Here is a 14,408-nt window from a genome sequence, read left to right as displayed (position 1 = left end):
TGTGTCTGACAGCGACTCGCCATGCAGTATAGCAGAGTGTTTCTGGCGTGAAGAGAAAGGAAGACGCCGCCGGAACCGTCTCCGACGGCAGAGAATAGCGAAAAATCAGGCTTGCAGGTAACTAAGGACAACATCGTGATGGTTTGAGGTTTTAAAATCATCAAACACTTTTTCGATTTTTCCGTCAGTTCCAACCAGGAAAGTTGTACGATGGATCCCGTCATAGGTCTTGCCCATGAAGTTCTTTTCTCCCCAGATACCAAACTGTTCGCAGACCTGATGATCTTCATCAGATAACAGCGTAAAGTTCAGCAGCTCTTTCTCGGCAAAACGGGAAAGTTTCTCGGGTTTATCAGTGCTGATGCCCAGTACCTGTACTCCGGCATTGTTCAGTGCTGCCATGTTGTCCCGTAAGCCACAGGCTTGCACAGTACATCCCGGGGTCATCGCTTTAGGATAAAAATAAATGAGTACCCGTTCTCCCTGGAAGTCGCTCAGGTTCACTTGCTCTCCATCCTGATCTGGCAAGCTAAACAATGGGGCACTATCGCCGGCTTTCAGTGGATTCATCACAACTCTCCGATTCTTATCTTTTGGCTGAATCAGCCCGTTAACATTAATTTTATCAGACTGCATTACCTTCGGTAATAAACGGCCGCAGAGCAAGTGCGGAAAATGCTTATTACTGCAGATAAACACGCTGACGCAGTCAGAAGATTTCAATGGCAACCGGGGTCACTCATTGTGCAGGGAATGTCTCTGATGCGTCACTGTCCAGCATGCTGTACAGCCGTATACTGCCTTGTGCTTTCAGTTCTGTACAGAGCTGATGAAACGCCTGCTCAAATAAGTTGCGTTGCCGCAGGACAGCGCTGTGCGCGGTCATCTGTATATACAGGGTTGGCGGCGAATTTTCCTGTGCTGGTTTTATCCGTGAGACTAGTTCCGCAATATTCATCTGATGTTGATCAAGCAGGTCAGTAAAACGTTCAATGATACCCGGAGTATCGGCAACTTCGACTTCAATCCAGGTCGTTTCCGGTCGCGGGGGATGTGCATCAACCCGGGTTCGCTTCATTATTATTAATAGTTCGAGTTCTGCCCCTTTCAGCGGCAGAGTAGACTCAATCAAACCAATAGCATTCCAGCTGCCGGAAAGCAGCATAATAAAGGTAAACTCATCTCCAAGCAGGGCGAGGCGGCTGTCGTCAATATTGCACCCGCAACGGCTGACATGGCGGGTGATAGTATTCACGATCCCCGGCCGGTCAGCACCGAGTGCGGTAATAACCAGATGGTGTTGCTGTGATTGCGGCAATGTCGTCTTTCCTGTTTTTTACTAATAACCTTAAGGTAAACATAAAAAAAACTGCTGACAAGCACAGGAAGCGACTGGCTTGCTTGCTTTTCACCTGAACTAAACCTTACCATGAAGTAATCGTCAGCTGAGGGGATCACTAATGTTTACCGGAAGTATTGTTGCGCTGGTTACACCAATGGATGAAAACGGTGATCTTTGCCGTGACAGCCTGAAAAAATTAATTAATTATCATATTGATAGTGGAACTTCTGCCATCGTTTCTGTCGGAACAACCGGCGAATCGGCAACACTCAGCCATGCTGAGCATGTGGAAGTGGTGAAAGCAACCGTTGAACTGGCTGAAGGACGTATTCCGGTAATCGCCGGTACCGGTACCAATGCAACAGCGGAAGGCATTGAATTAACCCGTCACTTTGAAGATAGCGGAGTCGTTGGTTGCCTGACCGTGGTTCCTTACTACAACCGTCCGACTCAGGAAGGGATGTATCAGCACTTCAAAGCCATTGCAGAAAGCAGCGCATTGCCGCAAATCCTGTATAATGTTCCGTCGCGTACTGGTTGTGACATGTTGCCTGAAACGGTCGCCCGTTTAGCCGAAATAAAAAATATTATCGGAATAAAAGAAGCGACAGGGAACTTATCACGCGTTAGTCAGATCCAAGAGCTGGTTGATGACAAGTTTATTTTACTGAGCGGCGATGACGCCAGTGCGTTAGACTTTATGCAACTGGGTGGTTCGGGCGTAATTTCAGTCACAGCTAACATTGCTGCCCGCGTAATGGCAGAGTTATGTCGGCTGGCCGAACAAGGTAATTATGCTGAAGCCCGGCATCTGAATCAGCGTCTGATGGTATTACATCATACGTTATTTTGTGAACCCAATCCGATCCCCGTTAAGTGGGCAGCGAAACAGCTGGGGTTGATCGCGAACGACACATTACGCCTGCCCATGACCCCGCTGACTGCGAATGCAGCGCCGGTGGTTGAAAAGGCATTGCGTGATGCAGGTTTGCGATAATTTAGGGAGTTTGAATGGCTTACTCAGTTAAGAGTTCTGCAGTCGCAAAAGTAGCGGGTTTATCAGTGGTTTTATTACTGGCAGCCTGCTCTAACGATCAGCATTACAAGCGGCAAATCAACGGGAATGAAGACTATCTGAAAGCTTCTGGTTTACATGAACTGAACGTTCCTTCCGGGATGATTTTACCGCTGGAGAACGGGCAGTATCAGGTGCCACCGACAACCGCTCAGGGCGCGACCGGTAAGATGCTGGATATCCGGCCACCGGCACAGCCACTGGCATTGTTGAATGGAACCCGTACTCAGGTTAGCGGAAACAGTGCAGCACTGATCCTTGAAACTCAGCAACCCGATCTGTGGACCCAGGTGATTAACGTCCTGGAAGCGGATAAATTTAAGATTGCCGATCGCAATGATGCAGCACAGCAACTGACAACTGACTGGATCAACTGGAACCGACCGGATGAAGATATTCAGTATCGCGGGCGTTATCAGGTTTCGATTCAGAAACAAAGCTATCAGACCGTGTTAACTGTGCGTTCACTGGAACTGCAACAGAAAGGGGTTGCGGTAACTTCTACCGGTGAGGTTCAGCGTTATACTGCACAATTGCTGAATGCGATTACCACCGGGCTGAATGCTCAGGAAATGGCCCGTGAAAATGCCGGAAACAACAGAGTCGGCACTATTGACGTGCAAAGTGGTGCGGATGATACCGGATTACCTGATTTGATTATCCGTGCACCTTATACTGCTACATGGCAGCGTCTGCCGGCAGCATTGCTGCGTATCGGGATGACGGTATCGGATAAAGACCGTTCAGACGGTAGCCTGAAAGTTTCTTATAAAGAACCTGGCAGTTCTGCATGGGATGCTCTTGGAGCGAAAGATCCCGGACTGGCTAAGGGTGACTACAAGTTGCAGTTAGGTGATTTGGGTAACCGCAGTAGCCTGCAGTTCATCGATCCGAAAGGACATGTCCTGACTCAGTCGCAGAATGATGCGCTGGTGCCTGTTCTTCAGGCGGCATTTAACAAATAAATTGAAAAGGCCGGAGATTCTCCGGCCTTTTTGTTTTTAATTTGGCATAATAGTCGCTGGCAGGTAAACGATTGCGTAGGGTAATCGTTTAGCTAAAATCAGTAACCGTGCGTAAGTTCTTTCATGTTTGGAGTTAACAAGATGCAAAAGCAAGCTGAGTTGTATCGCGGCAAGGCTAAAACAGTATTCAGTACCGATAATCCTGATTTGCTGATACTTGAATTCCGCAATGATACATCAGCAGGAGACGGAGCCAGAATCGAGCAATTTGACCGTAAGGGAATGGTTAATAACAAGTTTAACTATTTTATTATGCAAAAATTGCAGCAGGCCGGCATCCCGACTCAGATGGAAGCATTGCTTTCAGATACCGAAGCGCTGGTAAAAAAACTGGATATGGTACCGGTAGAGTGTGTGGTTCGTAACCGTGCCGCCGGGTCTCTGGTAAAGAGACTGGGTGTGGAAGAAGGTATTGTCCTGAACCCACCGGTATTTGATCTGTTCCTGAAAGATGATGCGCATCATGACCCGATGATCAATGAATCTTACTGTGAAACCTTTGGCTGGGTCAGCCAACAGCATCTGGCACGGATGCGTGAACTGACTTTTAAGGCAAATGAAGTGTTGAGCCGTCTGTTTGACGACGCCGGGCTGATTCTGGTGGACTTCAAACTGGAATTCGGATTATTCAACGGTGAAGTCGTACTGGGTGATGAATTCTCCCCGGACGGTGCACGCCTGTGGGATAAAACCACCATGGCCAAAATGGATAAAGACCGTTTTCGTCAGAGCCTTGGCGGTGTGGTTGAGGCTTACGAAGAAGTTGCTCACCGTTTAGGTGTACCACTGGACTAAGTTTTTTTCCGCGATTCTTCCAAACGCCGGCCGGGCAGAGTTTCTGTCTGGCCGGCGTTTCTGTTTTTATCTCCCCGGTTTTGTTATTCCCTCTGAGTTTCAGATAGCGGTGCTGGTGATCTGCCGGATACGCAACTAAAATCATCAGGATGTAAAAAAAAATGACAGAGGTAACAGATGCGTTGGCAAGGGCGTCGTGAAAGCGACAATGTGGAAGATCGTCGCGATCAGTCTTCAGGCAGTGGTGGTATGGGCGGGGGTGGAATTCGGATTCCACGAGGTAAAGGTGGGATAGTTATTCTGATCGTTGTGGTGGTTGCGGGTTATTATGGTTATGACCTGACTCCGTTGCTCGGCGGCGGAGGCAGCAGTAGTGTGACAACCACACAGTCCCACAGCCAGGGACAGAGCCATGCACAAAGCTCCTCTGATGCGGAGGCTGCTAAGTTTACTTCCGTTATTCTGGCCTCAACGGAAGATACCTGGAGTGAAATTTTCCAGAAAATGGGCAAACATTATGTGAACCCAAAACTGGTGATGTACCGCGGGCAGACCACTACCGGATGTGGCACCGGGCAGTCAGTGATGGGGCCCTTTTATTGCCCTGCAGATCAAACAGTGTATATTGATCTGTCGTTTTATGATGAGCTGAAAAATAAACTCGGGGCTGGTGGCGATTTTGCTGATGGTTATGTCATCGCTCATGAAGTAGGGCATCATGTACAAAAACTGCTGGGAATCGAAGAAAAAGTCAGAGAGCAGCAGCAACACAGTACTCAGACGGAAGCGAACCATTTATCCGTGAAACTCGAACTTCAGGCAGACTGTTTTGCCGGCGTCTGGGGACATTATATGCAACAGCAAAATGTGCTGGAAGCCGGTGATCTGCAGGAGGCTCTTAATGCTGCAGAAGCGATTGGCGATGATAAACTGCAACAACAAAGTCAGGGGCGTATAGTGCCGGATAGTTTCACCCATGGTACCTCTCAACAGCGCTACAGCTGGTTCAAACGTGGTTTTGACAGCGGCAATCCTGCGCAATGTAATACTTTCTCTGCCGGATGACCAACTGGCAATCTGGTAGTGAACTGATGCGCCGGGCGGGAGTCCGGCGCATTTGCGTTATCTGCGGCAGTGATGACTGGGTTATCACTGCCGCCAGCGATATCCGGCAATCAATGTCCGGTGACTGGCTGACTGTCAGTCCGGATCCACAGGCTCCTTCTCCTTGTTTACTCCCTTCAGCGGTTAAAGGTCTGCTGGGCCGTGAGTTTATGCATGCTATTTTCGATGCGAGGCAGGGTTTTCATGCAGAAGCACTGGCCTGCCTTGCCGGAACGTTGTTACCTGGCAGCTGGTTGCTGTTATTATTACCACCTGTGGAGCAATGGGGCCGTCGTCTCTGCCAGGACAGTTTGCGCTGGGCGGACACGTCTCAGGCAATTGCAGCCCCTTATTTTATGCAACACTTAAAGACTGTTCTGGGCAGCGACAGCGATATTAGTTACTGGCATCAGCATCAGTTACCGGATATCCGTCCGCTGGCTGTGACCGCTTGTTGGCACTCCTCAGCCGGTGAGCAACAAAGTGTTATTCTGCAGCAACTGCAGGCACTTCCGGGGGGAGTTGCAGTTGTAACAGCACCTCGTGGCAGAGGAAAATCTGCACTGGCTGGCATGCTGGCCAAAAGCCGTCCGGGGACATTGATTACTGCACCGGCAAAAACCTCTGTTGATGTGTTGAGACAGTATGCGGGAGAAACATTTTGTTTTGTCGCTCCTGATGCATTACTTGCCGATCCGCCATCTGACGGTGACTGGCTGATTGTTGATGAAGCCGCAGCTATTCCTGCGCCTGTATTGCGGCAAATGATTAGCCACTTCCGGCATGTTTTATTAGTGACTACGGTACAGGGTTATGAAGGCACGGGCCGGGGATTCCTGCTGAAATTCTGTGCCTCATTGCCTGAGGTACAATTCTTTAGTTTGTCTGAGCCTTTACGCTGGGCCGCAGACGATCCGCTGGAGCGGATGATTAACCGGCTGTTTTTGTTTGATGAAGAGATTGTGCCCCTGTCTGAAAATCACCGGGAGATACACCGGTTGCCGCAGGATTGCTGGCAGACGTCGGTGGAAAAAGCCCGGGCTGTATATCAGTTGTTAAGCAGTGCTCATTACCGGACGACTCCGCTGGATCTACGCCGGATGATGGATGCACCCGGTATGCATTTCTGGCTGGCAGAAACAGCCACTGAGATCCACGGAGCATTATGGTTGCTTGAAGAGGGAGGGCTCAGCCGCTTGCTCAGTGAAGCCGTATGGGCAGGTTTCCGTCGTCCCAAGGGTAATCTGGTCGCTCAGTCGCTGGCAGCCCATGGCGGTTTTCCTGAGGCGGCGATGATGCGCTCATTGCGTATTAGCCGGGTGGCTGTTCATCCACAGGTCAGAAGACAAGGTATTGGCAGAGCCCTGGTCAGCACGGTGATCAGCGATGCTGGTTCTGACTGTGATTACTTGTCGGTAAGTTTCGGGCTGACCGACGAACTTTGGCAGTTCTGGTACTCCTGCGGATTTCGCCTGGTCAGAATTGGTAACCAGCGGGAGGCCAGCAGCGGGTGTTATACCGCCATGGCAGTATTGCCATTAAGTGACAGAGCAATGCATTTTACCAGGCAGGCTGAACATCGATTGCAGAGGAATCTGGCGTCTGGCGCATCCTCATGGCTTGCCGAATTACCATCAGGTGTTTGTCAGTCAACAGAGCCGGATATGGATCCGTTGAATGAAGCTGACTGGCAGGAGCTGGCCGGATTTGCCTGGGGTAACCGACCATTTGAAACCTCATATCCGGTACTGATGCGGCTACGTGCCTTATCTTCACACCCTCCGACATTGCTGGAGGCGTGCGACGGCGCTGAAGTACAGAATCAAAGTATTGTGGCAGCCGGTGGGCGTAAAGCCTGGTTGCAGCAATTAAGACAGCAGATTGCCCGGCAATTAACCAACCTTGACCCTCAACAGTCTGTACAGTGGCAGCAGAAGCTGGAACAGTTGCGGAAAATTTGACGATTATGGTCAAAATCTTCCGCGTGAGAGTATCCGGCCGGCAGGCTATAGTATTTAGCAGGAGGAGATTATGGATATTGAACAGGTAGTTGTGCAGTCACCCGCAGGCCCGGGGACTCAGCTGTTTTTATTATTTCATCGCAGTGGTGATAATCCTGCTGCAATGGCCCAGATTGGCCGGTGGTTTGCACAGGCATTCCCGCAGTCACACGTGGTCTCTGTCGGTGGTCCTCATCAACTGATGACCGGAGGCAGCGAATGGTTTAGTGAACAGGACTGTTCGACCACTCTGAGACAAAATGATATCGATAAGGTCATGCCGCAATTCACCCGACTGGTTAAGGAGTGGCAAATTCAGACCGGAGTGACGGCCGCAGCAACAGCATTAATCGGATTTTCTCAGGGAGGAACTATGATCCTTGAGGCCCTGAAAACCATTCCCGATTTGGCTGGCAGGGCAGTGGTATTGTCAGGAAGCTATAATACACCGCCGGTGGCTGTTTCTCTGGCTGCGACTTTCCATCTGATACATGGTGATGAAGATGAAGTCATCCCCTATCAGAAGGCGGAGCAGGCGGCAGAATGGATAACCGGGGCAGGGGGAGATGTGACTCTGGATTGTGTGGAAGATTTACCTCATGCCATCGATGAGAAAAGCCTGCAACTGGCAATTAATCATCTGAAATACACGATCCCAAAGCGTTATTTCGATGAGGCGTTGAGTGGCGGTACTCCGGGGCAGGATGATGTCATCCCGATGATCTAAAGCTTAAGTTTTGCAACTGTATGCAGCTGCCCCCGGAGTCCGGAGGTCAGCTGCATCAACTACAGCGGATTACTTTTTAGCCGGCCAGTCATCATCATCGTCCCACTTATCGTTAAAATCACGATGTGGGGGCAGTTCGGGTTTGTTATCCAGATATTTTTTCGGATCGACACGTTTCAAATCTTTATAAACGTTCATCAGAATTCCGATCATAAACAGGATAACAATGACCCACCAATAGTGTTTCAACCATTCCATGACTGTAGCTCCTTCAGTGATCAGGCAACAAGTTGATCCATGATCCGTTGATACATCCGGCTCAGCAGTTGCAGATCGGATGCTTTTACACACTCATTGATTTTGTGGATCGTGGCATTTACCGGCCCCAGTTCAACCACCTGTGTGCCCATTCGGGCAATAAACCGGCCATCAGAGGTACCTCCGGTGGTCAGCAGCTGAGGCTTAATCTCATTATAGTGCTGAACGGCCTTAACTACCGCATTTACCAGTTTACCTTGTGCAGTCAGGAAAGGTTGACCGGATAAATTCCACTCCAGACTGTAGCGGAGCTGGTGGCGATTCAGTAGTGCTTCAACCTGTTCACGAATCATGGTGTCGGTCAGTTCGGTACTGAACCGGAAGTTAAACTGAACAAACAGATCCCCCGGGATCACATTGTTGCTACCTGTCCCCGCCTGGACATTGGCAATTTGCATGCTGGTTGGCGGGAAAAATTCGTTGCCGTTATCCCACTGTGTCGCAACCAACTCATTCAGTGCCGGCATGGCACGGTGCACCGGATTATCGGCAAGATGCGGATAAGCAACATGGCCCTGTACCCCGTGTACGGTCAGATTTGCAGTGATGGAACCTCGACGGCCATTTTTGACCACATCGCCAACCACTTCAGTACTGGAGGGTTCCCCGACCAGACAGTAATCCATCCGTTCCTTGCGGGCCATCAGAGCTTCAACGACTTTCACTGTGCCGTTGATGCCACTGGCTTCTTCGTCAGAAGTGATCAGAAAGGCCAGACGACCGCGGTGGTAAGGGTGCATAGTGACAAAGCGTTCTGCTGCGACCACCATGGCTGCCAGCGATCCTTTCATATCCGCTGCGCCACGACCAAACAACATACCGTCACGGATCGTCGGTTCAAAAGGGGGATTAATCCAGTGGCGTGCTTCGCCTGGTGGCACTACGTCCGTATGGCCGGCAAACGCCAGAGTTTCGCCTTCTCCGCGGGTCGCCCAAAAATTACGGGTGTCACCAAAATTCATTTGCTCAATCTTAAAGCCAATTGCCTGCAATCTGTCGATCAGCAACGCCTGGCAACCCGCATCTTCCGGGCTGACTGAAGGGCAACGTATCAGTTGTTGTGTAAGCTCAATTACCGGACAAAACATCAGAGATTCTCCTGGATAAACGTCTGGTAGGCGGCCGGGTCAAAGCCGGTCAGCATGGCATTGTTTGCTGCACACAGCAGCGGACGTTTAATCACAGCAGGATTTTCCAGCATTACCTGCATGGCGCTCTGATTATCGGTAACGGCTGCCCGGGTCTCTTCCGACAGTTTACGCCAGGTGGTTCCGCGGGTATTCAGCAGGGTTTTATAGCCCAGAGTATCAATAAAGGTACGCAACAGCGTACTGTCCAGTCCGTCGGCCCGGTAATCGTGAAAATGGTATTCCACGCCCTGATCTTCCAGGAAACGTCGGGCTTTACGAATCGTATCGCAATTTTTAATGCCATACATCGTCAGGCGGGAGGGGGTATCACTGTTCATCATTTAATACGACTACCTGTCAAAGAGAGTGTCACCAGCGTGGTCGGGCCCGCTGATCGGTGGCGGTGCTTTTGTTGTATGTCAGTGATAATGCCGTAAACACCTGCTTTGATCCACTGTGGCGAAGGTTTTCCCGGCAAAGGTGAAGCTGGCAAAGACCCGCAGATGCCGGATAAATATGCTATCTGAGTTACAAATCAGGCAGAATCCTCTGTTGCAGGCAAAATTTTTACTGAAAAAATGGCTAATCCAAGGCAAAATCCGCTGTCGTCTGGAAGTTGTCACGTTCTGTGATTACCAGAAATGCTGTTGCACACTGCGGCATTAAGGGACAGGTAGGTTACATTTCATAACAATAACTTATGACGTTGTTTTTGATATTCATCATAAGAAAGCCTTCACCTTGATTTACAGGGCTTTACGACAACTGTCTTTAGCGGGTAGGATTCAACGCCCGGTTTTTCTTATGGCAAAATCGTATGGCTGCGTAGGGTTGAAGAGATAAACCTCCCATAATTACGCAAACGATTACTATGTGTTGCGGGTGGTCAGGACAAACAGGAAAAATATGAAAAATACAAAAAAAACAGCTGAAGAGCTACGTGCGGCAAGACGCAAATGGCTTAATTCACATGACAGCGGCTACCGTAAAGAGATGGGTAACCGCCAGGTTCAAATGATTGCAATTGGTGGTGCAATTGGTACCGGGTTATTTCTGGGGGCTGGTTCCCGTTTACAAGCGGCAGGACCGGCACTTGCGTTAGTGTATCTGGTATGCGGTATCTTCTCTTTCTTTATTCTGCGAGCTCTGGGTGAGCTGGTTATGCACCGTCCATCCAGTGGGAGTTTTGTCTCATATGCCCGTGAATTTATGGGAGAGAAAGCCTCGTTTGTTGCAGGGTGGATGTACTTTGTTAACTGGGCAATGACCGGAATTGTGGATATTACGGCAGTTGCACTTTACATGCATTACTGGGGAGCTTTTGGTGATATTCCACAGTGGGTGATAGCTCTGGCGGCCCTGGCTCTGGTGGGTACCATGAACATGATCGGTGTAAAGTGGTTCGCCGAAATGGAATTCTGGTTCGCTCTGGTAAAAGTGCTGGCTATCGTTATTTTCCTGATTGTCGGTGTCGTGTTCCTGGGAAGCGGTAAACCTCTGGATGGCGTACAGACCGGCTTCCATCTGATCAGTGATAATGGGGGGATTTTCCCTCACGGCCTGTTAGCGGCGCTGGTACTGATTCAGGGGGTTGTCTTTGCCTTCGCTTCTATCGAATTCGTTGGCACTGCGGCTGGTGAATGTAAAAATCCGAAGATTATGGTCCCGAAAGCCATTAACAGCGTTATCTGGCGTATCGGCCTGTTTTATGTGGGTTCAGTGGTACTGCTGGTATTGCTGTTACCATGGAATGCATATCAGGCGGGGCAAAGTCCGTTCGTGACTTTCTTCTCTAAGCTGGGTGTTCCCTACATCGGCAGTATCATGAATATTGTGGTACTGACAGCGGCCTTGTCCAGCCTGAACTCAGGTCTGTACACTACCGGTCGTATTTTACGCTCAATGTCGATGGGCGGTTCTGCACCGAAATTTATGTCTAAGATGAGCCGCCAGCAGGTACCTTTCGCCGGTATCCTGGTAACTATCGGAGTCTACGTCATTGGGGTTGTCCTGAACTATTATGTACCGAGCCAGGTCTTCGAAATCGTGCTGAATTTCGCGTCTCTGGGTATCGTTTGTTCGTGGGCATTCATCGTGCTTTGCCAGCTGAAACTACGTCAGGCTATTAAAGAAGGCAAAGCGGATGATATCAGCTTCAAATTACCGGGGGCACCGTTTACCTCCTGGCTGACGTTGCTGTTCCTGTTTAGCGTTATTGTGCTGATGGCATTTGATTACCCTACCGGGACATATACCGTTGCGTCTATTCCGCTGATTATCATTCTGCTGATTATTGGCTGGTATGGTGTTCGCAAACGGGTGCAGGCCATTACTGCACGGCAGCATGATGACATTCAACATGATGCTGAATAGCTACCGCTAATGGTTGTTAAAAATACCCTGCCTGGCAGGGTATTTTTTTATCCGTAATCTGAGCCGGCAATAGCGAGAGTGTGAAAGTATATTTATGTCACAGAGCGGGAATAGTCCGAAGATTCTGATTGAGCCTCATGAAGTCATTCAGGATGATAAATGTTTTAACAGGTATTCTGGCCAGTAACAGCGCCGCACAGCCTTCTCCCGGTATCTTCGTTATGCAACTACCCAAAGCAATGTTGTTATTGCTGCTAATATCTGCGACTGGCCGCGTATCGGCACAACCGGTACAAAAGGTATTTTCTGGCTGGGAATTAAGCTGTGATAATTTTGCATCCTGCCAGGCCAGAAATATTGATCATGGCAGTGGGCTGGTTATCAGCTTTTACCGGTCGGCGGGTGAAGCAAACATTCATGAGCTACGGATTGATTATCATCCTTCACAGATATCTGCGGCAGATAATCAGCCGCCGCTGGCCCAACGGTTATTGATTGATGGCCAGCCCTGGCCAAAGCCAGATATTCAGAGTGATGCCCGCTCAGTCGTTACCGATGATCCTCAGATGGCACAAAGCCTGCTCGACATTCTGAGTCACGCGGCTCAGATAAGTGTTGGCGAGGATACTCATGTCAGCCTGTCTTTAACTTCATTACCCGCGTTTCTCGAAAAAGCATCAGAAATCCGGGCCAGTCTGAGTAGTGAAACTCAGGGGATGGAAACATCACCATCCACTCTGGTGGTTGAATCGGGATTAACGCCGCCAACACCGACAGCTCTTTCCCGCGATGAAATAAACTATTTTGTTAACTACGGTATTTCGCAAATCAGTGTGCAGTCCTGTTCGCTGGAACCGGTATTCCGGCAGATTAAAGTGGCGCCGGTAAGTGATACTCAGGCATTGCTGCTGATTAGTTGTGAAAGTGCTGCCTATAACACGTTCTACCAGGCATGGCTGATGAGTCGCAATTTCCCGTTGCAGGCGCGTCAACTGACCTTCCGTTTGCCTTTTTCTCAGAGCACTCAGGCGGGGGATAATTTTGAATTAACTAACGCCGGTTATGATCCACACACCAGGATGCTGACTACAGTGTTGTGGGGTCGTTCAGTGTCGGATTGCGGAACGATGAGTCGCTGGCAATTTGATGGTCAACAGTTTGTCCTGAAACAGTTTGCCAGCGAAAGTGTTTGCGATCGCTGGCATTCTGCAGACCACTGGCCGGTCATCTGGTCAGCAGCCCCTGCGGAAGTTTCTGCCCCCGCAGGAAACCATTTTTAACGGTGGTTGCGCACCAGTTCAGCAATGAGTTCGTTAACTCCGTTGCTCATTGGTGAGAAATGGCTTAACGATGAACGGGCAACCACAATAAAGACCCCAACGTTATTTTGCGGCGACATGGCGATATAGGTCATAAAGCCACCTCCACCCCCGGTTTTCTCAATCAGAGCAGGTGAGTCGTCGGTGGCAGCCATATGTAGCCAACCCATTCCGATAGCATCCGCATGGCCCGCCACATCCATGCCATTAACCCGTAATAATGAGGAGCGCGGATAGACCATTCTTTGCAATTCACCCGCCAGTGGGTTGCGCGGATGGCCGACCGAATTCAGGAATTGTTGCATCCAGCGTCCCATGTCATCAGGGGTGGAATAAACACCTCCGCTGCCGATGGCTGCCAGGGTGTTATTACAAGGGCTGGCACTTTGTTCCGGTACCATCAGACGTTGGCACTGATCCGGTGATGGAGTGAAAGTGGTATCTTTCATCCCCAGTGGCCGGGTAACCAGTTGTTGTAATAACTGCGGGTAAGGTTTAGCTGCCGCCCGGGAGAGGGCATCAGCCAGAAAATCGAAGCCCAGGTTAGAATAGGAAACTTCAGTTCCCGGCGCATATTTCAGTCTTGCATGTGCCAGCCAGGCCCAGCGCTGGCTGCGCACCGGCCAGACAAATACCGGACGGTGAGCTTTACCTCCTGGCATTTCGCGTGGCAAACCAGCGCTATGTGTTGCGAGGTTAATTAACCGAATACTGTTACCGTGCCATGTCGGAACCACAGCACCTCTCGGTGCATAACGGCTTAACGGATCATTGAGTTTGACAGTGCCAGCCCTGGATAATTTAACCAACACTTCGGTGGTCATTAATTTACTCAGTGAGGCTATCCTGATCACTGAATCTTTCTGCGGCCGGATATTATTTCCGGGACGGGTTTCCCCCAGACCAGTAAACACCCGCTGGTTGCCATCAATGACTACCATGGCCATGCCGCTGGCGCCGCTACCATAAAAAATATGGTTAGCATAACGGTCGACAATCTGTGATGTCAGTTCAGGAGAGGTGGTGACCCCGGCAATGCCAGACATTGAATACAGTGAAACAACCAGAGCTAACAGCAAAGAAGAGCGCTTTTTCAATCGAGAGTGTCCGTGGGAAAATGAAAAGGGATATTTTAAAGAGTTTATGGCTAACGAAAAGGGGACAATAACGCTTTTTATGTTTCCTGATATGAGAATCGTT

14 protein-coding genes are annotated in these 14,408 nt (G+C 49.8%); 8 read left to right on the top strand and 6 right to left on the bottom strand.

Annotated elements, in window-relative coordinates:
* Positions 1-105: 105 nt before the first annotated feature.
* Entirely contained in the window at positions 106-570 is a 465-nt protein-coding gene (bcp, locus tag A7K98_RS14670) for a thioredoxin-dependent thiol peroxidase (protein ID WP_087490527.1), read from the bottom strand.
* Between the two features lie 169 nt (positions 571-739).
* On the bottom strand, positions 740-1,318 hold the full coding sequence (locus A7K98_RS14665) for a glycine cleavage system transcriptional repressor (RefSeq protein ID WP_087489236.1): 579 nt from the start codon (positions 1,316-1,318) through the stop codon (positions 740-742).
* Between the two features lie 142 nt (positions 1,319-1,460).
* On the opposite strand from A7K98_RS14665, the gene dapA reads away from it, so the two are divergent.
* From dapA to ypfH, 6 genes are all read left to right on the top strand, one after another.
* Positions 1,461-2,339 (top strand): 4-hydroxy-tetrahydrodipicolinate synthase, encoded by an 879-nt coding sequence (gene dapA / locus A7K98_RS14660; RefSeq protein WP_087489235.1) that lies wholly within the window; start codon positions 1,461-1,463, stop codon positions 2,337-2,339.
* A 14-nt stretch (positions 2,340-2,353) separates the two neighbouring features.
* On the top strand, positions 2,354-3,382 hold the full coding sequence (bamC, locus tag A7K98_RS14655) for an outer membrane protein assembly factor BamC (protein WP_087489234.1): 1,029 nt from the start codon (positions 2,354-2,356) through the stop codon (positions 3,380-3,382).
* 141 nt (positions 3,383-3,523) lie between these two features.
* Complete coding sequence (gene purC / locus A7K98_RS14650; RefSeq protein ID WP_087489233.1) at positions 3,524-4,237, top strand: phosphoribosylaminoimidazolesuccinocarboxamide synthase; 714 nt, start codon at positions 3,524-3,526, stop codon at positions 4,235-4,237.
* Between the two features lie 177 nt (positions 4,238-4,414).
* The gene (gene ypfJ, locus A7K98_RS14645) at positions 4,415-5,302 is read left to right on the top strand and encodes a KPN_02809 family neutral zinc metallopeptidase (protein WP_087489232.1); all 888 of its coding nucleotides are present in this window, start codon (positions 4,415-4,417) and stop codon (positions 5,300-5,302) included.
* Complete coding sequence (locus A7K98_RS14640) at positions 5,299-7,302, top strand: tRNA(Met) cytidine acetyltransferase TmcA (protein WP_087489231.1); 2,004 nt, start codon at positions 5,299-5,301, stop codon at positions 7,300-7,302. The genes ypfJ and A7K98_RS14640 overlap by 4 nt, the downstream gene beginning before the upstream one ends.
* Positions 7,303-7,372: 70 nt before the next feature.
* Positions 7,373-8,068 (top strand): esterase, encoded by a 696-nt coding sequence (gene ypfH / locus A7K98_RS14635; RefSeq protein WP_087489230.1) that lies wholly within the window; start codon positions 7,373-7,375, stop codon positions 8,066-8,068.
* A 69-nt stretch (positions 8,069-8,137) separates the two neighbouring features.
* Here ypfH and A7K98_RS14630 read toward each other — a convergent pair whose 3' ends face one another.
* From A7K98_RS14630 to A7K98_RS14620, 3 genes are read right to left on the bottom strand one after another with little or no spacing between them, the layout of a single operon-like run.
* A complete protein-coding gene (locus tag A7K98_RS14630; protein ID WP_087489229.1) occupies positions 8,138-8,326 on the bottom strand; it encodes a YpfN family protein in 189 nt (62 codons plus the stop codon).
* A gap of 20 nt (positions 8,327-8,346) precedes the next feature.
* A complete protein-coding gene (gene dapE, locus A7K98_RS14625) occupies positions 8,347-9,474 on the bottom strand; it encodes a succinyl-diaminopimelate desuccinylase (protein WP_087489228.1) in 1,128 nt (375 codons plus the stop codon).
* Positions 9,474-9,854 carry an ArsC family reductase gene (locus A7K98_RS14620; RefSeq protein WP_087490526.1) on the bottom strand — a complete coding sequence of 127 codons (381 nt, stop codon included), beginning with the start codon at positions 9,852-9,854 and terminating at the stop codon, positions 9,474-9,476. The genes dapE and A7K98_RS14620 overlap by 1 nt, the downstream gene beginning before the upstream one ends.
* 568 nt (positions 9,855-10,422) lie before the next feature.
* On the opposite strand from A7K98_RS14620, the gene ansP reads away from it, so the two are divergent.
* Positions 10,423-11,889 carry an L-asparagine permease gene (gene ansP, locus A7K98_RS14615; protein ID WP_087489227.1) on the top strand — a complete coding sequence of 489 codons (1,467 nt, stop codon included), beginning with the start codon at positions 10,423-10,425 and terminating at the stop codon, positions 11,887-11,889.
* 152 nt (positions 11,890-12,041) lie between these two features.
* On the top strand, positions 12,042-13,169 hold the full coding sequence (locus A7K98_RS14610) for a DUF1176 domain-containing protein (protein ID WP_157665974.1): 1,128 nt from the start codon (positions 12,042-12,044) through the stop codon (positions 13,167-13,169).
* Here A7K98_RS14610 and ampH read toward each other — a convergent pair.
* Positions 13,166-14,305, bottom strand: a complete 1,140-nt coding sequence (gene ampH, locus A7K98_RS14605) for a D-alanyl-D-alanine-carboxypeptidase/endopeptidase AmpH (RefSeq protein ID WP_087489225.1) — start codon at positions 14,303-14,305, stop codon at positions 13,166-13,168. The two genes, A7K98_RS14610 and ampH, sit on opposite strands and share 4 nt — an antisense overlap.
* Positions 14,306-14,408: the final 103 nt, after the last annotated feature.

Origin of the sequence: Tatumella citrea (genome assembly GCF_002163585.1) — a bacterium.
Classification (GTDB): domain Bacteria; phylum Pseudomonadota; class Gammaproteobacteria; order Enterobacterales; family Enterobacteriaceae; genus Tatumella; species Tatumella citrea.
The sequence above is the reverse complement of the archived record's forward strand: the minus strand, read 5'-3'. Positions and strand labels throughout refer to the sequence as shown.